At 66.5% G+C, this 22,835-nt stretch carries 22 protein-coding genes; 12 read left to right on the top strand and 10 right to left on the bottom strand.

Translation table 11 applies throughout. The annotated features are described in order from the left end of the window. Positions 1–10: 10 nt before the first annotated feature. Complete coding sequence (locus NF699_19450) at positions 11–559, top strand: GNAT family N-acetyltransferase (protein ID USU05174.1); 549 nt, start codon at positions 11–13, stop codon at positions 557–559. A 204-nt stretch (positions 560–763) separates the two neighbouring features. Here the strand turns inward: NF699_19450 and NF699_19445 are convergent, their stop codons facing one another. Further along, positions 764–1,621, bottom strand: a complete 858-nt coding sequence (locus NF699_19445; GenBank protein USU05173.1) for a metal-dependent hydrolase — start codon at positions 1,619–1,621, stop codon at positions 764–766. 60 nt (positions 1,622–1,681) lie between these two features. On the opposite strand from NF699_19445, the gene NF699_19440 reads away from it, so the two are divergent. Next, positions 1,682–2,275 carry a TetR/AcrR family transcriptional regulator gene (locus NF699_19440; protein ID USU07156.1) on the top strand — a complete coding sequence of 198 codons (594 nt, stop codon included), beginning with the start codon at positions 1,682–1,684 and terminating at the stop codon, positions 2,273–2,275. A 426-nt stretch (positions 2,276–2,701) separates the two neighbouring features. On the opposite strand, the gene NF699_19435 is transcribed toward NF699_19440, so the two are convergent. Further along, positions 2,702–3,739 carry a helix-turn-helix domain-containing protein gene (locus tag NF699_19435; protein USU05172.1) on the bottom strand — a complete coding sequence of 346 codons (1,038 nt, stop codon included), beginning with the start codon at positions 3,737–3,739 and terminating at the stop codon, positions 2,702–2,704. A 129-nt stretch (positions 3,740–3,868) separates the two neighbouring features. Here NF699_19435 and obgE point away from each other — a divergent pair, with 129 nt between their 5' ends. From obgE to lptG, 9 genes are all read left to right on the top strand, one after another. Continuing rightward, the gene (gene obgE, locus NF699_19430; GenBank protein ID USU05171.1) at positions 3,869–4,915 is read left to right on the top strand and encodes a GTPase ObgE; all 1,047 of its coding nucleotides are present in this window, start codon (positions 3,869–3,871) and stop codon (positions 4,913–4,915) included. Between the two features lie 30 nt (positions 4,916–4,945). After that, positions 4,946–5,503, top strand: a complete 558-nt coding sequence (locus NF699_19425; GenBank protein USU05170.1) for a Uma2 family endonuclease — start codon at positions 4,946–4,948, stop codon at positions 5,501–5,503. Between the two features lie 33 nt (positions 5,504–5,536). Then, positions 5,537–6,637: a glutamate 5-kinase gene (gene proB / locus NF699_19420; protein USU05169.1), complete on the top strand. Its 1,101-nt coding sequence runs from the start codon at positions 5,537–5,539 to the stop codon at positions 6,635–6,637. Positions 6,638–6,782: 145 nt separating this feature from the next. Beyond that, the gene (locus tag NF699_19415; protein USU05168.1) at positions 6,783–7,685 is read left to right on the top strand and encodes an NAD(P)H-binding protein; all 903 of its coding nucleotides are present in this window, start codon (positions 6,783–6,785) and stop codon (positions 7,683–7,685) included. A gap of 43 nt (positions 7,686–7,728) precedes the next feature. Further along, on the top strand, positions 7,729–7,971 hold the full coding sequence (locus tag NF699_19410; GenBank protein USU05167.1) for an acyl carrier protein: 243 nt from the start codon (positions 7,729–7,731) through the stop codon (positions 7,969–7,971). Position 7,972: 1 nt separating this feature from the next. After that, positions 7,973–9,235 carry an aminotransferase class I/II-fold pyridoxal phosphate-dependent enzyme gene (locus NF699_19405; GenBank protein USU05166.1) on the top strand — a complete coding sequence of 421 codons (1,263 nt, stop codon included), beginning with the start codon at positions 7,973–7,975 and terminating at the stop codon, positions 9,233–9,235. Between the two features lie 114 nt (positions 9,236–9,349). Then, positions 9,350–11,248, top strand: coding sequence for an ATP-binding protein (locus NF699_19400; protein ID USU05165.1), 1,899 nt, complete (start codon positions 9,350–9,352; stop codon positions 11,246–11,248). A gap of 91 nt (positions 11,249–11,339) precedes the next feature. After that, entirely contained in the window at positions 11,340–12,536 is a 1,197-nt protein-coding gene (lptF, locus tag NF699_19395; protein ID USU05164.1) for an LPS export ABC transporter permease LptF, read from the top strand. Next, positions 12,533–13,624, top strand: coding sequence for an LPS export ABC transporter permease LptG (gene lptG, locus NF699_19390; GenBank protein USU05163.1), 1,092 nt, complete (start codon positions 12,533–12,535; stop codon positions 13,622–13,624). The genes lptF and lptG overlap by 4 nt, the downstream gene beginning before the upstream one ends. Positions 13,625–13,763: 139 nt before the next feature. Here the strand turns inward: lptG and NF699_19385 are convergent, their stop codons facing one another. Next, positions 13,764–14,870 carry a fatty acid desaturase gene (locus NF699_19385; protein USU05162.1) on the bottom strand — a complete coding sequence of 369 codons (1,107 nt, stop codon included), beginning with the start codon at positions 14,868–14,870 and terminating at the stop codon, positions 13,764–13,766. Positions 14,871–15,013: 143 nt separating this feature from the next. Here NF699_19385 and NF699_19380 point away from each other — a divergent pair, with 143 nt between their 5' ends. Next, positions 15,014–16,165 carry an N-acetyltransferase gene (locus NF699_19380; GenBank protein USU05161.1) on the top strand — a complete coding sequence of 384 codons (1,152 nt, stop codon included), beginning with the start codon at positions 15,014–15,016 and terminating at the stop codon, positions 16,163–16,165. 72 nt (positions 16,166–16,237) lie between these two features. On the opposite strand, the gene NF699_19375 is transcribed toward NF699_19380, so the two are convergent. The 7 genes from NF699_19375 to NF699_19345 form a co-directional block, all read right to left on the bottom strand. Continuing rightward, complete coding sequence (locus NF699_19375; protein USU05160.1) at positions 16,238–16,591, bottom strand: iron-sulfur cluster assembly accessory protein; 354 nt, start codon at positions 16,589–16,591, stop codon at positions 16,238–16,240. A gap of 110 nt (positions 16,592–16,701) precedes the next feature. Continuing rightward, positions 16,702–17,157, bottom strand: a complete 456-nt coding sequence (locus NF699_19370) for an SUF system Fe-S cluster assembly protein (GenBank protein ID USU05159.1) — start codon at positions 17,155–17,157, stop codon at positions 16,702–16,704. Next, the gene (locus NF699_19365; protein USU05158.1) at positions 17,154–18,371 is read right to left on the bottom strand and encodes a cysteine desulfurase; all 1,218 of its coding nucleotides are present in this window, start codon (positions 18,369–18,371) and stop codon (positions 17,154–17,156) included. The genes NF699_19370 and NF699_19365 overlap by 4 nt, the downstream gene beginning before the upstream one ends. A 205-nt stretch (positions 18,372–18,576) precedes the next feature. Continuing rightward, positions 18,577–19,635: a SufD family Fe-S cluster assembly protein gene (locus NF699_19360; GenBank protein USU05157.1), complete on the bottom strand. Its 1,059-nt coding sequence runs from the start codon at positions 19,633–19,635 to the stop codon at positions 18,577–18,579. Positions 19,636–19,912: 277 nt separating this feature from the next. Further along, on the bottom strand, positions 19,913–20,656 hold the full coding sequence (sufC, locus tag NF699_19355) for a Fe-S cluster assembly ATPase SufC (GenBank protein ID USU05156.1): 744 nt from the start codon (positions 20,654–20,656) through the stop codon (positions 19,913–19,915). A gap of 131 nt (positions 20,657–20,787) precedes the next feature. Beyond that, a complete protein-coding gene (gene sufB / locus NF699_19350; GenBank protein ID USU05155.1) occupies positions 20,788–22,272 on the bottom strand; it encodes a Fe-S cluster assembly protein SufB in 1,485 nt (494 codons plus the stop codon). Between the two features lie 2 nt (positions 22,273–22,274). Further along, on the bottom strand, positions 22,275–22,724 hold the full coding sequence (locus NF699_19345) for an SUF system Fe-S cluster assembly regulator (protein ID USU05154.1): 450 nt from the start codon (positions 22,722–22,724) through the stop codon (positions 22,275–22,277). Positions 22,725–22,835 lie beyond the last annotated feature (111 nt).

The following is a 22,835-nucleotide window of genomic DNA, read 5'->3' as shown; positions in this document are numbered from 1 at the left end:
GAGAGCGAGAATGTTCGCCAGAACCAAGAGATTGACGCTACGGCCCGCCTGGCCGGAGGATGCGACCGCATTGGCGCGAGCGATCGGCCATGAGGCGGTCGCGCGCATGCTGATGCGCGTGCCGTTCCCGTACGAACCGTCCGATGCCGAAGCGTTTTGCAGCCTGCCGCGCGGACCTCACGAGCCGCGCTTTCTGATCGAGACGCATGAGAATGGTAGTCCGGTGCTGATCGGGGGCATCGCGATCGACGATCAGGGCGGCGGCGACATGCTGTTCGGCTATTGGCTGACGCCATCGGCCTGGGGTCGCGGCTATGCTACGGAAGCGGGGCACGCGGTCGTCGACATGGCACGTCACGCGCTGCCGGTCCGGCGATTGTCGGCATGGCACTTCGTCGACAATCCCGCTTCGGGCGCGGTCCTGCGCAAGCTCGGGTTTCATTGCACCGGGCAGGCACTGGTCAAGACCTCCGCCGGCCGCCGCGAACCGGCAGCGGCTATCGGCTATGCGCTCGATCTGGATGAGGTGGAGCAAGAGCCGATGCGATGCGCGGCGTAGATCACGTCCTGCTAAAGTAGGATTCCCTCTTCGTTCGTCATCCCGGCGCACGCCGGGACCCATGGTGTCAGGCGCCCGGTTGTACGATCTACAACCGTTGGCGCATCCTTGGGTCCCGACTTTCGTCGGGATGACGATGGAGGTCGCGGCCCCGACGGCTCCGATCGATAGCGGGCAGCGGATACCGACCCGCCATCGCCCGCCTCAGGCCACCGCGGCCTTCGGCAGCACCGCGGCCTCATAGTCGCTTTCCGCCAGTCCGATCAGCGCACGATCGTCATGTTTCCACGGGTGGAAGCCCGGCAGGAAATATGCGGCCCATACCCCGGCAACTTTTCGCGCCATGCCGGGATTGCCGAACGCATACCAGAACAGCCGCATCCATATTCTCGGTCCGGTCAGCCCGTCCTGCCGCAGCAACTCCAGCATGCCGCGCGTTCGCCCGGTGAAGAAGCGCCACGTCGTGATCAGCATTACCAGCGACTTGATCCGCCAGCGCCGCAACCGCGACCAGTCACGGGTCGCATGTAGCCAGGTGTCGTAGGCGACGCCCTTGTGCTCGATCTCTTCCGCGGCATGCCAGAGCCACAAGGCCCTGGCCTGTTCCTCGCCGCCCGCAAGATGCCGCGGGTCGGCGATCAGCTCGTGCGCGAGCATCGCGGTAAAATGCTCCAGCGCGGTCGTCGCGGCGAGGCTGGCGATCGGGGGGCGGCCTTTGGTGAGCGCCAGTGCGGCGTCGACGTCGCGGTCGAGCGGCGTGACGTCGTAGCCCTGATCGACGACGTGGCGATTGAACGCCACGTGTTCGCGCGTGTGCATCACCTCCTGCTTGATGAAGGCATTGATCTCGGCGGTCAGCTTCGGCGGGGTGCCGTCGCGAAACTTGCGGACGCTGTCGACAAAATAGCCCTCCCCCTTGGGAAAGGTCACCGACAGGGCATTGTAGAAGGCGGTCGCGACCGGATCGTCGGCCAGCCACCAGCGGCCCATGCGCGTGGCGCGGCCGAAGCGCCGGTCGCGCGGCGTGATCACCAGATCGTGCGGCGTGGTTGCTTTCGTCATGGATTCCTCCAAACAGGGACGACACCCGTCTACTTACATTCCTGTAAATAGGTTGATCCGCTGCCTGCCGCAACCCTCCGCCGACGCCTGTCCCCGACCGAGAGCCGCGAGGCCGCGGTGATCGCGGCGCAGCAGTTGCTGATCGAGAGCGGTCCGCAAGCGGTGACGCTGAAGGCGGTCGGAGCGCGGATCGGCCGGACGCATGCCAACCTGCTGCATCATTTCGGGTCGGCGGAGGGGCTGCACACCGCGTTGATCGCGCGCATGGCGACCGACATCACCGCGACGATCCGCGATGCCGTGCTCGGTGATCGGGCCAGGGCCGGCGAACAGGATCCGCGGCGCATCGTCGATCTGGTGTTCGATGCCTTCGGGCGCGGCGGCGCGGGTGCGCTGGCGAGCTGGATGATCCTGTCGGGCAATCACGATGCGCTCGATCCGATCCTGTCGGCGGTGCACGATCTGGTCGACGAACTCGCGGATGGCGTGCAGCCGGCCGAGCGCCCGATCCAAGACGAGACCCTGCATCTGGTGCTGCTGGCGCTGGGCGATGCCTTGCTGGGAGCACCGATGGCGCGGGCGCTGGGGTTGCCGAGGGGCAAGGCGCGCGATCTGGCCGCCGCGATGCTGTCCGCCAACAACGACGGTGGCTGACCGGGGTTGGCGATCCGACCGGATTGCCGACGCCGTTTGAACTGTCCGCAATGGTCATTTGAGACGATGGCAATGGTTCACCCCCTGCCGTCGTGTCCGGTACCGGGCTATGCCACCCCCTCGAGTGGGGAACAGTGTTGCCGCGGATTCAACACGTTGCGTTTTGAATATCGGGTCACAAGCGCGAGCGTCGTAGCGTCTGGTCGGACGGGTCGCGATGGCGTTGCGCCTGTGATCGCCGTGGCATCGGACCGGTCAGGCCGCATTCCGACGGCACATGGCAGGTGCTCGCTCGATCCGAACGCGATCGTCCACAGGGCGATCGCGGCAAGGGGGGGGATGTTCGGAACCGGCAGGTGCTCCAGGTGCCTGTCGCATGGTGCCGCCGACGGGTGCCGCGATGGGGGTCGCGGCGCCGGTCGGCGGCTATCGTGGCGCTTGCAGCGACGATCCGCCGACGAGCGTCATCCCGTGCAGTGCCCGATAATCGCCGGGCGTGATCCCGTACATCTCCCGGAATGCGCGCCCCAGATAGGCCGCGTCGCAGAAACCCCAGTCGTCGGCGAGATTGGCGACCGTCTGCCGGTTGCCACGATCGCGCAGCGCGGCGGCTACCCGCACCAGCCGCCGGGTCCGGATATAGGCCTGCACCCCGCCCTGATCCTGCAACAGCCGGTACAGCGTCGATCGCGACACGCCGAGCATCCGGCTGAGCCGCGCGGTGTTGAGCGAGGGCGATCCCAGCTGATCCTCGATCGCTGCGCGCAATTGCACCAGCAAGGCGCGTTCGTGCTGCCCCTGATCGGACGGGACGGCACCCATACTCGCCGTGACCGTCATCGCGAACAGGTCGAGGATCGTTTGGGCGATCACCGGCCCGCTGCCGACCGGCAGGTGGCCGGCCGATGCGCGGATCGTCGCGAGATGCGATACCAGCAGCGCCGCCTGGTCGGGCGCCACGACATATCCGTGGAGGCTGCGGACCTGCGGCAGCATCTGCTCCGCGAGAGCGCGGGGCAAGGCGAAGCCGGTACTGAGCGAAGCTTCGGAAAAGTGCTTCATCGGCGCCGCCATGTCGGCCAGCACGATCGATCCCGCAGGCGCGACGGTTCGATGGCCGTCTACGTCGACGAACGCGGCACCGGCATGACGGACGTTGACGACCAGATCGTCATTGTCGTCGTGATTCGCTTTACACCGGCTGCGATCCCAGTCCTGCGCGGTGATACGCGCCGAGCCGATTCCCAGCGTGCCGAGATCGAGCCAGTCCATCGCCACCGAAAACGGCTCGTGCGGCGTCGTTTCGTACCGCGTCGACAGGCCGGCGATATCGGCATCACGCCACGCCGCGTAGCAATCGCCGGCCGCCAGCCCATCGGTCGCGAACGCGCGATGCCAATGCAGGTTTTCAACCGTTGCGACCGCTGAACGGGAATCGTGCGCGATCTTCACGCGGAAGCTCATAGCGTTACCGTAAATGTCGCTTCAACGATCTTTTGCGTTTTCGTCCGAATGAAACGTCCAAATTCGCCTTGCCATCAACCGGATCAACGCGGGGGTGGCCGTTCGCGCCCATCCCGCTAAAGAGGCGGAATGCATTTCCTCGACCAGGCCAAGATCTTCGTCCGCTCCGGCGCGGGCGGCCCCGGCGCCGTCAGCTTCCGCCGTGAAAAGTTCATCGAGTACGGCGGCCCCGACGGCGGCAACGGGGGCAAGGGCGGCGACATCATCTTCGAAGCGGTCGCCGGACTGAACACGCTGATCGATTTCCGCTATACCCAGCACTTCCGTGCCCCGCGCGGCCATGGCGGATCGGGCAGCAATCGCACAGGTGGCGGCGGCGACGACCTGCTCATCAAGGTGCCGGTCGGCACGCAGGTCCTGTCGGAGGACAAGGACGAGGTGCTGCTCGACTTCACCGAGGTCGGCCAGCGCGAGGTGTTCCTGCGCGGCGGCGATGGCGGTCGCGGCAATGCCAGCTACAAGACCTCGACCAACCGCACGCCGCGGCAGCATGGCACCGGCTGGCCATATCAGGAGGCGTGGGTATGGCTGCGGCTGAAGCTGCTCGCCGATGCCGGCCTCGTCGGACTGCCGAACGCCGGCAAGTCGACCTTCATCAACGCGGTCACCAATGCGCAGGCGAAGGTGGGCGCATACGCCTTTACGACCACCCGCCCGCAGCTGGGCGTGGTGCGGCACAAGAGCCGCGAGTTCGTCGTCGCCGATATTCCGGGACTGATCGAGGGCGCGGCCGAGGGTGCCGGGATCGGCGACCGCTTCCTTGGCCATATCGAGCGATGCCGCGTGCTGCTGCATCTGGTCGACGCCAACGACGACGATGTCGCCGAAAGCTATCGTATCGTGCGCGAGGAACTGGCGAATTACGGCGGCGGGCTGATCGACAAGCCGCACGTCGTCGCACTCAACAAGATCGACATGCTCGACGAGGAGCTGATCGAGGCGCTGTCCACCGAACTGGCGGAGGCAAGCGGCACCGACGTCATTCCGCTGTCCGGCGCGGCGGGCACCGGTGTGGACTGGGTGCTCGATCAATTGCTCGAGGCGATCGGCCCCGGCCCGGGAACGGTGTCGTCGACCGACGAGGGCGAGGACGAGATCACCTGGTCGCCGGTGTGATCGCGGCGACGGCTATGCTATGGACGGGGTATGGCGTCTCGACCCGAATATCCGCTGCTCACGGCTGAGGAATTCCTGGAGATCGACTTCGGCGACAATAAGGCCGAGCTCGACAACGGCGTCATTCGGATGATGGCGGGCGGCACGGCGCGCCATGCACAGGTGCAAACCAACGTGATCGTCGCCTTGGCCTCCCGATCGAGAGACAGCGAGTGTCGTCCCTTCAATTCCGATATGGCGGCACGAACGCACGATCGCTCCATCCGCTACCCGGATGTGACGGTGTATTGCGGTCGCGGCGGGTCGGACAATGACGATAACAAGGCGTTCGACGATCCCCGCATCGTCGTCGAAGTGCTCTCTGCCGGAACGGCGCGTACCGATCTGACGACGAAGCTGTACGAATATAAGGCGTTGCCGAGCGTCGATACGATCGTCTTCGTCGACATCGCGACCGAGCGGGTGCGCATCGTCCAGCGCACCGGCCCCGGCGGGTGGAACGAGCAGGCATTCGACATGCCGGCGGACGTACCCCTCCCCTCGCTGAACGTCGTGATCCCGCATCAGGAAATCTTCTCGCGCGATTGATCCGGACGGGGACGAAGCGCTAACGCCCCGTCCATGATATTTCCTCCTGCCACCTGTCCGCGCCTGATCGTCAAGGTCGGGTCGGCGTTGCTCGTCGCGTCCGATGGCGCGGTGCGCCGGGCGTGGCTGGCGACGCTGGTGGCCGACATCGCGGGCCGTGTCGCGGCGGGGCAGCAGGTCGCGATCGTCTCGTCCGGCGCGATCGCGCTCGGTGCGCGGCGGCTGGGCCTGACCAAAGGCGGGCGCGCGAACCTGGAGGATGCGCAGGCGGCGGCCGCCACGGGACAGATCGTGCTGAGCCAGACCTGGGCGGAGCTGCTGGGGCAGCATGACATCACCGCCGCGCAGATTCTGGTGACGCTCGACGATCTGGAGGATCGCCGGCGTTACCTGAATGCCGCGGCGACGCTGAACCGGCTGCTCGGCCTCGGCGTCGTGCCGGTCATCAACGAAAACGACAGCGTCGCGACAGAGGAGATCCGGTTCGGCGACAACGACCGGCTCGCCGCGCGGGTGGCGCAGGCGGCAGGCGCACAGGGCGTCGTGCTGCTGTCCGACGTGGATGGACTGTATGACGCCAATCCGCACACGCATCCCGGTGCGCGGCATATCGCGACGGTCGAGCGGATCGATGCGGTGGCGGGGATGGCCGACGCCGGTTCGGCATCGGGCATGGGGTCGGGCGGAATGGTGTCGAAGATCGCGGCGGCGCGGATCGCGACCGCAGCGGGCGCGCATCTGGCGATCGCCAGCGGGCGGCTCGACCATCCGCTCGCCGGCGAGCAACGCCATACCTGGTTCGTGGCAGAACGGTCCGCGACCGCGCGCAAGGCGTGGCTGGCGGGTGGATTGACGGCCAGAGGCGCGATCCATGTCGATGCAGGCGCGGCAAAGGCGCTGGCGGCGGGCAGCAGTTTGCTGGCGGCGGGTGTGACACGGATCGAGGGAGGCTTCGCGCGCGGCGATCTGGTGACGATCGAGGGACCGGGCGGCGTGCTGGCGCGTGGCCTGTCGGAATATGACGCCGGTGAGGCGGTGCGGCTGGTAGGCACGCGTTCGGACGAGCAGGCGGTGATCCTCGGTTACGCCCCGCGGGCGGCGCTGGTCCATCGCAACCATCTGGCGCTGGTGTGATGCCGTCGCCGCCAGCCGATAGACCGTCATTCCCGCGCAGGCGGGGATTCAGCCCGGCTTGGCTCGCGACACGATCGCTGACATCCGGGGTTATGGAAACCCGCCCTTGCGGCGATGGCGACGCCATCAGGGCGGCGGGGCGCGCATGACCATCCTTGCCATCACCGGCGCCACTGGCTTCGTCGGGTCGGCGCTCGTCGCGCAGGCGCTGGCCGCCGGCCATCACGTTCGCGCCCTCACCCGCCGCCCGCAGCCGGCACGCGACGGCGTGACGTGGGTCGCCGGTGCGCTCGGTCGCCCTAATAGCCTCGCCGAACTCGCCTTCGGTGCGGATTGCATCGTCCATGTCGCCGGCGTGGTGAACGCCCCCGATCGCGCCAGCTTCGTCGCCGGCAACATCGACGGCACCGCCGCGATGCTCGCCGCCGCAGCGCAGGCTGGGGTGCACCGGTTCGTCCACGTTTCGTCGCTTTCCGCACGCGAACCGCAGCTTTCGAACTACGGCTGGTCGAAGGCGGCGGCGGAGACGCTGGTCGAGCGCAGCTACCTCGACTGGACCATCGTCCGCCCGAGCGGCGTCTACGGCCCCGGCGACATGGAAATGCGCGACCTGTTCCGCGCGGCTCGCTTCGGCATCGCCCTGCTTCCACCCCGCGGGCGGGTATCGCTGGTTGCGGTGGACGACCTCGCACGGCTGCTGCTGACGCTTGCGACGCGGCCCGGGCCGGCTGCGGTGTACGAGGTGGACGATGGCCATGCCCTCACCCACGCCGCCCTCGCGCAGGCGATCGGCCACGCGGTCGGACGGCGACGCGTGCTCGCCCTGCATTTGCCGAAAGCCATGCTGATGATGGGGGCGAGGTTCGACCGGACGGTCCGCAAAGCGCAGGCGAAACTGACGCCCGATCGCGTCGGCTATCTCTCTCACGACGACTGGACCGCCCGGCCATCCCGCCGTCCGCCAGCGTCGCTCTGGACGCCTGCCACCCCCCTTGCGGAGGGGCTTGCCGCAACCGCGCGATGGTATCGCGCCCATGGACTGCTATAGCGCCGCAACCCTGCCGTATTTGGCCGCCAGACGGATGAGCATCATGACCGACCGCACCCAGATCCTCGACATCATCAAGGCACAGATCGCCCCCTTCAACAAGAAGGGCGTCGACCTGACCGAAACCACCACGTTCCAGGGCGATCTGGAATGGGACAGCCTGACCGTGATGGATTTCGTCGCCGCGATCGAGGACGAATTCGAGATCATCATCACGATGAACATGCAGGCCGAGATCGAGAATATCGGCCAGCTCGCCGATGCCGTCGAGAAGTTGAAGGGCTGACATGACCGAGACCGGATTGCAGGCCGAGGCGCTGGACCTCGATCCCCCCGTGATCGCCCCCGAGCGCGACCTGATGTCGAAGTTCGACAATCTGATCGCCGAACGCAAGGCGCTGATCGACACCGGCGTCACCGATCCATTCGCGATCGTGATGGATCAGGTGAAGTCGCCGACCGAGGCGGTAATCGCCGGTCGCGACACGATCCTGCTCGGCACCTACAATTACATGGGCATGACGTTCGACCCCGACGTCATTGCCGCCGGCCACGCCGCGCTCGACCAGTTCGGGTCGGGCACCAACGGCAGCCGCATGCTCAACGGCACCTTCCGCGACCATATGGACGCAGAGGCCGCGTTGCGCGAATTCTATGGCATGACCGGCGCGATTGTCTTTTCGACCGGGTATATGGCCAATCTCGGCATGATCTCGACGCTGGCGGGCAAGGGCGAATACGTCATCCTCGACGCCGACAGCCATGCGTCGATCTACGACGGCTGCCAGCAGGGCAATGCCGAGATCGTACGGTTCCGCCACAACAGCGTCGAGGACCTCGACAAGCGGCTCGGTCGGTTGCCGAAGGAGCCCGCCAAGCTGGTGGTGCTGGAGGGCGTCTATTCGATGTTGGGCGACATCGCCCCGCTGAAGGAGATGGTCGCCGTCGCCAAGAAGCACGGCGCGATGGTGCTGTCCGACGAGGCGCATTCGATGGGATTCTACGGCCCCAACGGTCGCGGCGTGTACGAGGCGCAGGGGCTGGAGGCGGAGGTCGATTTCGTCGTCGGCACCTTCTCCAAGTCGGTCGGCACGGTCGGCGGCTTCTGCGTGTCGAACCATCCGAAGTTCGAGGCGATCCGCCTCGCCTGTCGTCCCTATATCTTCACGGCCAGCCTGCCGCCGTCGGTGGTCGCGACCGCGGCGGCGTCGATCCGCAAGCTGAAGACCGCGCATGCCAAGCGCGAGCAATTGTGGGCGAACGCGCGCCAGCTGCACGGCGGGCTGAAGGCGATGGGCTTCCGCCTCGGCACCGAAGCGCCCGACAGCGCCATCGTCGCGGTGATCCTCGACGATCAGGAACAGGCGGTCGCGATGTGGCAGGGGCTGCTGGAAGCGGGCGTGTACGTCAACATGGCACGCCCGCCGGCGACTCCGGCGGGTACGTTCCTGCTGCGCTGTTCGCTGTGTGCCGAACATACCGCCGCGCAGCTCGACGAGGTCATCGCGAAATTCCGCGCCGCGGGACAGGCCGTGGGCGCGATCGGCTGACGCCCCCGCGGGTGCTTTGCAGGCGGGGCGAAACGGGTTAGCATCGCTGCCGTGACGCGGGATGACGCCGAGATGGTTCCGGGGGGAACCCCGGGAGGCGACGCGGCCTGGCGGATGATCACGCTGGTCGTGATGGGTCTGCTGGGCGCGGTGGTGCTCGTCGCGCTGATCGTGACGCTGGGCGAATCCAACCGCCAGCGCGATCGTGCCTTGCAGGCGCAGGCGCACAGTTACGACGTGATGATCCTCGCCCGGACGCTGTCGGGAACGATCGCGCGGTCTGAAGCGTCGCTGGGCCGCTACGTCATCAGCGGCCGCGGCCAGCAGGCATTGGGGCAGATCTACTTCGATCAATGGCGGCTGGCGGGGACGCAGCTCGGCCGGCTGGAGCGGCTGACGCAGGCGACCGGCGAACAGAGTGCGCGGGTAGCGCAATTGCGGACCGCGTACATGCAACGTGGCGAGGAGCTGTCGCTGACGGCGCTCAGCACCACCTATGGCAAGAACAGTCAGGCGCTGGCGCGCTATTACGCGGCGCGATCGTCGCCGACGCTGACGGCGATCGACCGGACGCTGGACGAGATCATCGCGGGCGAGCGCGCGCTGCTCGATGCGCGGACCACCGATGCGATGCGCACCGTCGACCGGTCGAGCCGGATCGCAGGCGTGCTCGCGATCTTCGGCGTGCTGATCGTGCTCGGCGCGCTGGTGCTCGGCTGGTTCACGCTGCAGGCGGTCGGCGAACGCGCGCTGGCGCAGGCCGAGGCGGATGCGGAGCGGGAGCGCGCAGAGGAACTGTCCGCTGCGGTGACGCAGGCTACCGACGAGTTGCGGGTGCAGGAAGCCAAGCTTCGGCAAGGTCAGAAAATGGAGGCGGTGGGGCAGCTGACCGGCGGTATCGCCCATGACTTCAACAACATGCTCGCAGTGGTTCTCGGCGGGCTGGAACTGGCGAAGCGGGCGTTGACCAGCGATCCGGCGGCGGTCGCCCGGCACCTCGACAATGCTGCCGATGGGGCAAATCGTGCCGCGGCGCTGACCCGGCGGTTGCTGGCGTTCAGTCGCGAGGAATCGCTGAAGCCCGAACCGATCGTCGCGGCGCAGCTGGTGTCGGGCATGTCGGAGTTGCTCGACCGGACATTGGGCGACGCGGTCACCGTCGTCACCCGCGACGAGGCGCGTGGCTGGCTGGTCCGGGCCGATCGCGTCCAGCTGGAAAACGCGGTGCTGAACCTGGCGGTCAATGCGCGCGACGCGATGAACGGGCGCGGCCGGCTGGTGATCGCGACGGGCGCGGCGACGCTGTCGGATCATCAGGTCGATCACTGCGACGCCGGCGATTACGTCACGCTGGCGGTGACCGACGATGGCACCGGCATGACCCCCGACGTGGTCGAGCGGGTGTATGAGCCGTTCTTCACGACCAAAGAAGCGGGCAAGGGTACCGGTCTGGGCCTCAGCCAGATCTTCGCGCTGGTGCGGCAATTGGCGGGTGCTATCACGATCGATACGGCGGTCGGCCGTGGCACGACGGTGACGCTCTATCTGCCGCGCGACATGGCGGCGGCCGGCCCCGGCGTGGTGTCCCCGGTCGATGTCCTGCCGTCCGACATGGTCGTGGAAGGGTTGCAGGTGCTGGTCGTCGAAGACGATCCGCGCGTGCTCGTCGCGACGATGGGGGCGCTCGAGGAGCTCGGCCACCACGGCATCGCCTGCGACGCGCCGGCCAAGGCGGCGGGCCTGCTGACGGAGCATGACGCCATCGACCTCATCATTTCCGACGTGCTGATGCCGGGACAGACCGGACCCGAGATGATCGCCGCGCTGGCACCCCGCTTTCCGCACATTCCGGTGTTGTTCGTCACCGGTTTCGCGGGTGAGGCGAACGCCAGCGAATTTGGATCGCACCCGGTCTTGCGCAAGCCGTTCACGCTCGTCGGGCTGGAGCGGGCGATCGGCCGGGCGGTGACGGGCGATCGCCCTGCCCCACCCGAGCAGATCGCGGCCGAGTGACGGCGTGACCGTAAGCGGCTTTTCTAGCTGACGCCTGCGCTACCGACGCCTATACCGGGCCTTTCCAGCCCCGGCCCGAGCCCCTTCCCGCATGACATCCCTCGACCGCTACATGGCCCGGCTGATCGCGCTGCCGCTATTTTCGACGCTGATCATCGCCGCCATGCTGCTGGTGCTCGACCGCATCCGCCGCCTGTTCGATTTCGTCGCGACCGAGGGCGGACCGATCAGTGTGGTGTGGCGGATGCTCGCCAATCTGCTGCCCGAATATCTGGGGCTTGGCATTCCGATCGGCCTGTTGCTCGGCATCCTGCTCGCGTTCCGGCGACTGGCGGCGAATTCGGAACTCGACGTGCTACGCGCGGTAGGGGTCAGTTATACGCGCATGCTGCGCGTGCCGTTCATGTACGCGCTGATCCTCGCGGCGTTGAACATCGCCATCGTCGGCTTCGTGCAGCCGAAGGCACGTTACTATTACGAGCAGCTGCGCTTCGAATTGCGCACCGGCGCGCTGGGTGCGTCGATCAAGGTCGGCGAATTCACGCATTTCGGCGACCGCATGACGCTGCGCATCGAACAGAGCCACGACAAGGGCCGCAAGCTCGACGGGATATTCGTCTATTACAACGACAAGGGCACGAGCTATTCGGTGACCGCACGATCGGGCCAGTTTCTGGCGACGGACGATCCCAACACGATCATCTTTCGCCTGACCAAGGGCCTGCTGGTGCACAAAGCCCCGAATTTCACGGTGCCGCGCGTGTTGAGCTTCACCTCGCACGATCTGCCGATCCCCTTGCCGCGCTACGAGAATTTTCGCTCCCGCGGCGGACGCAACCTGGAGTTCACGCTGCCCGAACTCGCAAAGCTGGGTCATGCCTCACCAAGCGCGGAACAACGCGACAGCAGCCGATCGGAATTCCATTTCCGGCTGGTCGAGGTGGCGACGATGTTCCTGCTGCCCCTGCTGGCGATCGCGCTCGGTGTGCCGCCGAAGCGATCGAACTCGGGCTTCGGCGTGTTCCTCGCGATCGTGATGATCGTCGCCTATCACAAGGTGAACGAATATGCGGCGTCGATCGGCGAGCTCGGGCGCATCGATCCGCTGATCGCGCTGTGGGTGCCGTTCTGCATCTTCGCCGGGATCATTCTGTGGATGTACTACCAGATCGCCTATGTGCCGGGCGGGCAGCCGATCGGCGCGCTGGAGCGCGGCTTTTCCAAGGTCGCCAAGCTGCTCACCCGCTATCTGCCCGGCCGTGGTCGCAAGAAGGGAGCGGCGGCATGACCAGTTTCTTCCCGTCGCGTACCGTCGCAATCTATATGGGCCGGCTGTTTCTGGTGCGGACGTTCGGACTGTTGGCGGCGCTGTTGCTGATCCTCCAGACGCTGGACCTGCTGAGCGAATCCGGTGCCATCCTCGCCCACCCCGGCAACACCCAGTCGCAGGTGTGGGAATATGTCGGTCTGCGCGCACCGCAGATCGTCGCATTCCTGCTGCCGTTCTCGGTATTGCTGGGCACCATCCTGACGCTGATCACGATGAACCAGAACAGCGAGGTCATCGCGCTGAAGGCCGCCGGGCTGTCGGCGCATCAGGTGCTGGCGCCATTGCTGGTCGCCAGCCTGGGTGTCGCCGCGGTCAGTTTCGTATTCAACGAGCGGATCGTGACACGGGCGACCGCGACGCTGGATCAGTGGAAGGACGTCGATTACGGCGCGCTGCCGATCGACCGCGGCGAGCGCAGCAACGTCTGGGTGCGCGACGGCGACGATCTGATCGCCGTGCAACAGGTACGCGGGCGTGGCGAACAAACCCGGCTCGGGACGGTCACCGTCTACGATCGGACCGGCGGCGAGCTGGTCGCGATCATCCGGGCGCCACAGGGTCGCCATGCCGGCAACGGCTGGGACATCACCCCCGCCACCCGGTTCGACGTCGCGACCGGCCGGTTGAGCGAGATCGGCACGGTCAGGGTCGCACCCGGGGTGCGGCCGGACCAGTTCACGCTCGGCACGGTCAATCCCGACGGACTGGACTTCACCGCGCTCTACGCGGCGATCGGCGACCTGCGCGATGCAGGGCGGCCGACCAAGTCGCTGGAAGGGACGCTGTGGCACAAATTCTCCGGCCCGTTGTCGGCGGTGTTGATGCCGCTGCTGGGCGCGGTCGCGGCATTCGGCATCGCGCGGTCGGGGCAGCTGTTCGTGCGCGCCGTGATCGGCATGGCGCTGGGCTTCGCGTATTTCGTCGCGGACAATTTCGCGCTGGCGATGGGCAATCTGGGCGCTTACCCGCCGTTCCTGGCGGCATGGGCGCCGTTCCTGCTGTTCCTGCTGATCGGTGAGGCAGTACTGATCCGGACCGAGGAATAACCGGCCGGGTTTACGTCGCGCCACGTTTGTGGCGCGGCGCAGAAGGGTGACGGCCCGGGGATCTCTTTACCTGTCGCCGACGGCTCGATGCCATCTCCGCATCCGACATCCGCCCGGTATAACGGTCCGCCCACGTCGGTCAGCGGGCGACCAATGTGCTCCGCACGATCTTGTTCACCAGGCCGGGCAGACCGGCGTAGCTCGCCTTGTGATAGGGCGATCCCTGCTCCAGCGCGCCGGTGATGCGACGATGCGCTTCACCCAGAGCGTGGTACGGCAGGCTCGGCAGCAGATGATGCAGCGCGTGGTAGCGCAAGCCGACCGGCGCCCAGAGGGCCGGCAGCATCGATGGCGGCGGCACGTTGACCGAGTCGAGATATTGCGCGGTGACCGACATCGGTTCGCCGTCATTCTCCCACAGATGCGCCACCAGCGTCCGCACCTGATTGACCACCGCCACACCCGATCCGATCGCCAGCGCGATGAGCACGCTGCGCAACGGGAAGACTCCGGTTGCGGTCAGCGCGACGACGGCAATCGCCCAGACGCTCGCCGCAGCCTCGACGCGGTTCCACATCGTCCGCGCGTCCCCTTCGGGCGCACGGCGGCGGAAGGACGGGTTGATCGCCAGCGCCGAATAGCGTTCCATCACCATCGTGCGCAGCCTTGGCGACAGCAAGGACACCGGCGACAGGATTGCGTAGCGGATCAGCAGGCCGATAGGTGCGAGCGCGGAGATCACGACGAATGCGGGAAGCGTCCACGGCTTCATCAGCGCGAGCGGCAAATATTCCGGGTCCTCGGACGTGCCGTAGCGCGTCTTGGCGTGGTGAAGGTTGTGCACGCCTTCATACATAAAGCTCGGCACCAGCATCGGCACCCCGATCAGTACGTTCCACAAGCCACGGAAACGCGGCAGCGCGCTGTGCTTCATGTGGCTGACTTCATGGATGAAGCTGAGTGCCCGGTAGAGCGCCAACGCCGACACGAGCGCCGCCAGCACCACCCAACCGGTGCCGCTGACCGTCACCGCAACGGCAAGCGCGCCATAGCCGATCGCCGCCGAAGCGATCAGGTCCGCCCAGTAGATGCCGGGACGCGGGGCGATCAGGTCGCGCGTCAGTTCCGCCGCCGTACGCAGCATCGCCTTGTCGTCGGCGATGCGCTGGCAAACGGCAGGAGCCGGAGCGTCCGCGGCGGCGGGCGCACGCGATAGGGTCAGCAAGCTTTCCATGGCGTGTTCCATTGCCCCCAGATAGTGGCGACAGCGTGGCATTTACAGGCTTGCCGCCGACGCCGGTGCTGCAACATCTCGATCACTGATGACGGAATCGTCACTCGCATCGCCCGTTCGCCGTGCTAGATCGCCCGCCAAATGGGAGGCCCGAGTTGAGCGACCTGACGATCACGCCCGTCACCACCAAGCGCGAACGCAAGGCGTTCGTCGACCTGCCCTTTCGCCTCTACAAGGACGATCCGCACTGGATACCGCCGCTGAAGGGCGAGGCGCTGGGGCTGATCACGCCGGAGAAGAACGGCTGGTACAGCCATGCGAAGGTGCAGCTTTTCCTGGCACGTGAGGGTGGCCGGGTGGTCGGTCGCATATCGGCGCATATCGACACGCTGGCGCTGACCATGCCCGCGGATCAGGGTTTCGGCCCCGGCGTCGGCCAATGGGGATTGATGGATGCGGAGCGCGAGGACATCTTCGTCGCACTGCTCGCAAGGGCCGAGGCGTGGCTGCGCGAACAGGGGATGACCCGTGCGCTGGGCCCGATATCGCAGTCGGTCTGGGAGGAGCCGGGATTGCTCGTCAAGGGCTTCGATCATGCTCCGACGATCATGATGGGTCATGCCAAGCCCGAATATCAGGGCTGGATCGAGCGTGCCGGGTATGAACAGGTGAAGCAGCTGTTCACCTATGAGCTGGATATCACGCAGGAGTTTCCGCCGCTCGTAAAGCGGATCATCCAGTCGGGCGAGAAGAACAGCCGGATCGTGGTGCGCGAGGTCGACAAGAGCCGGTTCGAGGAGGAGGCGGCGATCATCCTCGCCATCCTGAACGACGCGTGGAGCGACAATTGGGGATTCGTGCCGCTCACCCCGCCGGAGATCAAGGATGTCGGCGTCAAGCTGAAGCCGATCGTGTTCAACGACCTGATCCGCATCGCGGAGCTGGACGGCAGGCCGGTGGCGTTCATGATCACGCTGCCCGACCTGAACGAGGCGATCGCGCCGCTGAACGGATCGCTGCTGCCGTTCGGCTGGGCGAAGCTGTTGCTATGGCTGCGCCGGCCGAAGGTGCGGACGATGCGGGTGCCGCTGATGGGGGTGTTGAAGGAGTTGCAGTCGTCGCGGATGGCGAGCCAGCTGGCCTTCATGATGATCGAATATATCCGCCGGGCTTCGGTGCAGCGGTACGGCGCCAGCCGGGGCGAGATCGGCTGGATCCTGGAGGACAATCAGGGCATGCGATCGATCGCCGATACGCTGAACACGACCGTCAACAAGGTCTACAACATCTACGGCAAGGCGTTGTGACCTGATCGACCTGCGGTCGCGCGGGTCCGGCACGTCTGCTCTCTGTCCGTTCAGGACGGGGCGCCGACGTACCTAGACCGTGAAGCTTTCGCCGCAACCGCAGGCGCCCTTGGCATTGGGGTTGGCGAAGACGAAGCCGGCGGTGAAATCGTCCTCGACCCAATCCATCGTCGATCCGACGAGATACAGGATCGATCCGCCATCGACGAACAGCGTGCCGCCGGGCGTCTCGATCCGCTCGTCGAACGGCTTGGCTTCGGTGACGTAATCGACCGAATAGGCGAGGCCGGAGCAGCCGCGGCGCGGGGTCGACAGCTTGACGCCGATCGCGCCTTCGGGCGCGCGCGACATCAGGTCGGCGATCCGCGCGTCGGCGGTTGCGGTGAGGATCAGCGGCGCGGGGCGCTGGCGGAGGGTCGTGGCCATTCTTCTTCTCCTTCTCCCCTCCACTTCGGGGAGGGGCTGGGGCGATGTCTCACCGAGGCCGGTCCGACTCCTCCACCCCAACCCCTCCTCTGAAGAGGAGGGGCTTTTTGTTACAGCATGCCCAGTTCAAGCTTGGCATCGTCGGACATCTTTTGCGGGTCCCACGGCGGATCCCAGACGAGGTTGACGTCGGCGAAGGCGATGCCGGGCACCGCGGCGACGCGCATCTCGACCTCGGCCGGCATCGATTCCGCGACCGGGCAATGCGGCGTGGTGAGCGTCATGGTGACGACCGCCTGCCCTTCATCGGTGACCTCGACGCCATAGATCAGGCCGAGATCGTAGATGTTGACCGGGATTTCCGGGTCGTAGATTTCCTTCAGCGCGTCGATGCACGCCTCGTACAGCGCGCCGCCGGGTTCGCCGGGGGCATCGCCCTGCGGCTTCTGCTGCAGGAAGCCCGACAGATAGTCACGTTCGCGGGGGGCCTGATCGGCTTCCTCGACGCGGGCGCGCGGCGGCGGGGTGACCGCGTCCACTTCCTCGATACGAAAGGTATCGCTCATCCGAAAATCCTCGTTACCCGTTCGACGCCGCGTACCAGCGCCTCGATGTCCTGTGGGCCGTTGTAGACCGCGAAGCTCGCCCGCGCGGTGGCGTCGACGCCGAGCGCCTCCATCAACGGCTGCGCGCAATGGTGCCCGGCACGGATCGCCACCCGGCCTTCGTCCAAGATGGTGCCGACGTCGTGCGGATGCACCCCCTCGACCGCGAAACTGACGATGCCGGCGCTGTCTTCCGGGCCGAACAGGCGGACCGAGTTGAGCGACGACAGCGCGTTGCGGGCGTCGCGGACCAATGCGGTTTCATGCGCGTGGATGCGGTCGATGCCGATGCCCTCGACATAGTCGATCGCGGCGGCGAGGCCGAGGCCGCCGACGATGTGCGGGGTGCCGGCTTCGAAGCGGCCCGGTGGGGGGGCGTAGGTCGTCTTGGCGAACGATACGCGGTCGATCATCGATCCGCCGCCCTGGTAGGGAGGCATCTGGCTCAGCAGGTCGCCCCTGCCCCACAGCACGCCGATCCCGGTCGGGCCGTAGAGCTTGTGGCCGGAGAAGACGTAGAAATCGCAGCCGATCTTCGCGACATCGACGGCGATGCGGGGGACCGCCTGGCAGCCGTCGAGCAGGATCTTGGCACCGACCTTGTGCGCCAGTTGCGTCGCGCGGGTCGCGTCGAGCACCGAACCGAGGACGTTGGAGACGTGAGCGAGCGCGACGAGCTTGTGGCGCTCGGTCAGCATGCTTTCCATCGCGTCGAGGTCGATGCGGTGGTCGGGCGTCAGCGGGATGACGTCGATCGCCGCGCCGACGCGCTCGGCGGCCATCTGCCACGGCACGATGTTGCTGTGATGCTCCAGCATCGACAGCATGATGCGGTCGCCGGCCTTGAGCTGCGTCGCGGCCCAGCTGTGCGCGACGAGGTTGATCGCCTCGGTCGCGCCGCGGACGAAAACGATCTCGTCCGGCGTGGTCGCGCCGATGAAGCGGGCGACCTTTTGACGCGCGGCTTCGTAGGCGAGCGTCATGTCGGCGCTGCGCTGGTACACGCCGCGGTGGACGGTGGCATAGGTTTCGGCATAGCCGCGGGTGATCGCGTCTATGACTTGCCTAGGCTTTTGCGCGGTGGCGGCGGTGTCGAGATACGCCCAGCCGTCGGGGATGGCGGGGAAGTCCGCGACGCGGTCGAGTGGGGCTTCGCGGACGATCGTGTCGGTCATGCGACGCTCCCCGATGGCGTGATTCGCGCGCGGAAGTTGCCGAAGTTGACGGTACGTCCGCGTCGGAAACACTCCATGGCCCGCTGGAACGGGCGAGCCTTCAGGCCGATCCGGCGGATGACTCCGGAACGGGGACCGTTGCGATGTAGGCAACGTAGCGCGAGCACGCCACCCACCCCCAGCCCCTCCCTGGCATGGAAGGGAGTCATAGAATGCGCTCCAGCCATGCATCCGCGTCGGCGGCGAAGGCGTCGCGGACTGTTTCGTCGGCGATGCGGTCGAGCGCATCGGCGACGAAGGCGCGGGTCAGGAGTGCTTTCGCGCGGGCTTCGGGGATGCCGCGGCTCTGCATGTAGAAGAGCGCGCGGTTGTCCAATTCGCCGATCGTGGCGCCGTGGGCGCATTTCACGTCGTCGGCGAAGATTTCGAGTTCGGGCTTGAGGTTCACCGTCGCGGTGCGCTGGAGCAGCAGGCCGCGCAGGGACTGTTCGCCGTCGGTCTTCTGCGCGTCGCGGGCGACCTCCACCGCGGCGGCGAGGCTGACCGTCGAGCGATCGGCGGCGACCGCGCGCCAGAGCTGGTGCGACTGGCCGTTGGGATGCGCGTGGCGGACGCGGACGGCGCATTCCTGGCGCTGGTCATCGCGGGTGAGCAATGCGCCGCCGAGCTCGGCATAGGCGCCGTCGCCGTTGAGCGTCAGCGCGGCGTCGAGACGCGTGCCGGCGGCGGTGGCACCCAGCGCGACGCTGACGAAGCTGGCGGCTTCGGCGATGGCCACTTCGTCGCGGGTCGAGACGAAGCCCGCGGACTGGACGATGCGGACGGCGCGCATGACGCGGGCGCCCTTGCCGAGGTCGAAGCGGGTGAGCGTGTTGGTCCAGCCGGCGCCGGTGTAGCTTTCGACCAACGTCAGGACGGCGTCTTCGCCCAGCGTGATGACGAGCGGGGACTGGCTGTCTTCGCCGGCGTTGACGCGGGTGATCTCGATCGTCGTGACGCTGTTCGAAGCGAGGGTGATGCGGTGACCATTGCCCGAGGCGAAGCGGGCGAGTGCGTGGTCGCTGGTCACGGCTTCTTCAGTGATCGTCAGGTCACCAGTCTGCTCGGCCAGTGCGCCGCCGACGAACACGAGGCGCGCGGCTTCGGTGAGGATCGGGTCGGGCGTTTCGGTTGCGGCGGTCGGGAGGGTGCGGGCGGCTTCCAGCGCGGGCATGTCGGCCCAGCGGAAGGCTTCCTCGCGGGTGGTGGGGAGGTCGAGGGTCATGCTGCGGCTCTGGTCGGAGAGAGATGATCACGCGAAGGCGCGAAGACGCTACGAGAAGAAGGTGTTTCGCGCGGAGACGCGGAGACGCGGAGAAGAAGAGGAGCAGGAGAAGAGAGGATGATTGCGCCTTCGGCGCAGGTCTTCATCTTGCCCGTCAGGGCTGTCTCGCTGCTGTTGGCGATGATCCGCGAGAGCGCGCCACTTGCTGCGCATCCTCCGCGTCTCCGCGTCTCCGCGTGAACCACTCTCTTCGCGTCTTCGCGGCTTCGCGTGATCATCACGCAGCCACCCCCGCGTAGCCCTCGCGCTCCAGTTCGTGCGCCAGCTCCGCGCCGCCCGAGCGGACGATGCGGCCATCCGCCAGCACATGGACGAAGTCGGGCTGCACGTAGTCGAGCAGGCGCTGGTAGTGGGTGATCAGCAGCACCGCCTTGTCGGGCGCGCGCATGATGCGGTTGATGCCGTCGCCGACGATGCGGAGCGCGTCGATGTCGAGGCCGGAGTCGGTTTCGTCGAGGATCGCGAACTTGGGGTTCACGACGCCCATCTGGACCATCTCGTTGCGCTTCTTCTCGCCGCCGGAGAAGCCGACGTTGACCGGACGCTTGAGCATCTCGGCATCCATGTCGAGCTTGCGCGCTTCCTCGCGGGCGAGCTTGAGGAATTCGGCACCGGACAGCGGCTTTTCGTCGCGGGTGCCGCGCTGGGCGTTGAGCGCCTCGCGCAGGAACTGGACGTTGCTGACGCCGGGGATCTCGACCGGATACTGGAAGCCTAGGAACACGCCCGCCGCAGCGCGCTCGTTGGGCGCGAGTTCGAGGAGGTCCTGACCGGCGAAGGTGATGCTGCCCTCGGTCACCTCATAACCGGGACGACCGCCGAGGACGTAGCCGAGCGTCGACTTGCCCGCGCCGTTCGGGCCCATGATCGCGTGGATCTCGCCCGCGTTCACGGTGAGGGACAGGCCCTTGAGGATGGCCTTGCCGTCGATCTCGGCGTGGAGGTTTTCGATTTTAAGCATCTGTGTCGATCTTCTTCCTTAAGCCCCTCCCCTTCAGGGGAGGGGTTTGGGGGTGGGGCGTGTCTCACCGAGAGTGTCGCCCGCGTCCCCCACCCCAACCCCTCCCCTGAAGAGGAGGGGCTTTCGATTGGTCAGCCCACCGAGCCTTCGAGGCTGATGCCGAGCAGTTTCTGCGCTTCGACGGCGAATTCCATGGGCAACTGTTGCAACACCTCGCGGGCGAAGCCGTTGACGATCAGGGCGACTGCCGCTTCCTGATCCAGACCGCGGGACATGGCGTAGAAGAGCTGGTCCTCGCTGATCTTCGACGTGGTGGCTTCGTGCTCGATCTGGGCGCTCGGGTTCTTCACCTCGATGTACGGGACGGTGTGCGCGCCGCATTGGTCGCCGAGCAGCAGCGAGTCGCATTGGGTGAAGTTGCGGACGTTTTCCGCCATCGGGCCGACGCGCACCAACCCGCGGTAGGTGTTGTCCGAGCGGCCCGCCGAAATCCCCTTCGACACGATCGTCGAGCGTGATCCCTTGCCGAGGTGGATCATCTTGGTGCCGGTGTCGGCCTGCTGACGATTGTTGGTGACCGCGACCGAGTAGAATTCGCCGACGCTGTTCTCGCCAGCCAACACGCAGCTCGGGTATTTCCAGGTGATCGCCGAGCCGGTTTCGACCTGCGTCCACGACACCTTGCTGTTCTTGCCCTGACAGAGCGCGCGCTTGGTGACGAAATTGTAGATGCCGCCGACGCCGTTCTCGTCGCCGGGATACCAGTTCTGGACGGTGCTGTACTTGATCTCGGCATCGTCCATCGCGACCAGTTCGACGACCGCGGCGTGAAGCTGGTTCTCGTCGCGCATCGGGGCGGTGCAGCCTTCGAGATAGCTGACGTAGCTTCCTTTATCCGCAACGATCAGCGTGCGTTCGAACTGGCCGGTGTTTTCGGCGTTGATGCGGAAATAGGTCGACAGCTCCATCGGGCAGCGGACGCCCTCCGGGATGTAGACGAAGGTGCCGTCGCTGAAGACCGCGCTGTTGAGCGTGGCGAAGTAATTGTCGCGCTGCGGCACGACCTTGCCAAGCCATTTGCGGACCAGGTCGGGATATTCGCGGATCGCTTCGCTGATCGAGCGGAAGATGACGCCGGCCGCTTCCAGTTCCTTGCGGAAGGTGGTGGCGACCGAGACGCTGTCGAACACCGCGTCGACGGCGACGCGGCGCTTTGGGGTGCCGTCTTCGTTGGTTTCCTCGACGCCCGCGAGCATCTTCTGCTCGGCGATCGGGATGCCGAGCTTTTCGTAGACGCGCAGGATTTCGGGGTCGACCTCATCCAGCGAGCCGAGCTTGGGCTTCGCCTTGGGCTCGGCGTAATAATAGGCGTCCTGATAGTCGATCGGGGGGACGTTGAGCTTGGCCCAGTCCGGTGCCTCCATCGTCTGCCACAGGCGGAACGCCTTCATGCGCCAGTCGAGCATCCATTCGGGCTCGTTCTTCTTGGCGCTGATATAGCGCACGGTGTCCTCGTTCAGGCCCTTGGGGGCAAAGTCCTGTTCGATATCGGACGAAAAGCCCCATTCGTAGGTCTTGGAGACGGCCGCATAGGCCTCTGCGTTCTTGGTCGCCATGGTTACACCTGTTCGCCGATAAGGGCGGGGATGGGATCGTGGATGGGCGCTCGGGAGAGGCGGGCGAGCGATACGCCGGCGAGCGCGCCGCGGACCGCTTCGTTGACGACGCCCCAGTGCGGGCGGACCTGGCAATTGCCCTCGATCGCGCAATCGTGGCGGCTGCCCTCGACGCAGGAGGTCATCTGGATTGGCCCTTCGACCGCCTCGATGATGTCGGCGAGGCTGATCGCCGCGGCGGGCCGCGCGAGGCGAAAGCCGCCGCCGGTGCCGCGCGCGCTCTCGATCAGCCCGGCGGAGGACAGGCGGCTGACCAGCTTTTGCGCGGTCGGCAGCGGCACGCCCGTCTCCTCGGCGAGCAGGGTCGCATTGAGACGCGCCACGCCACCGCAATGGCGGGCGGCGGCGGACATCATCACGACCGCATAATCGGCTAGGCTGCTGAGACGCATCGGCTCCGAGTCGGTTGTTGCGGCCGCTTTGTTGAGAACGGGTCGCAAATCGGATCAATTCGATCCGATTGCGAGATAGGCTTTTGTGCGCTGCGGTCAAGGTGGGAGGGC

This window comes from Sphingomonadaceae bacterium OTU29LAMAA1 (assembly GCA_024072375.1).
GTDB lineage: Bacteria > Pseudomonadota > Alphaproteobacteria > Sphingomonadales > Sphingomonadaceae > Sphingomonas.
This window is presented reverse-complemented; position numbering and strand designations above follow the sequence as displayed.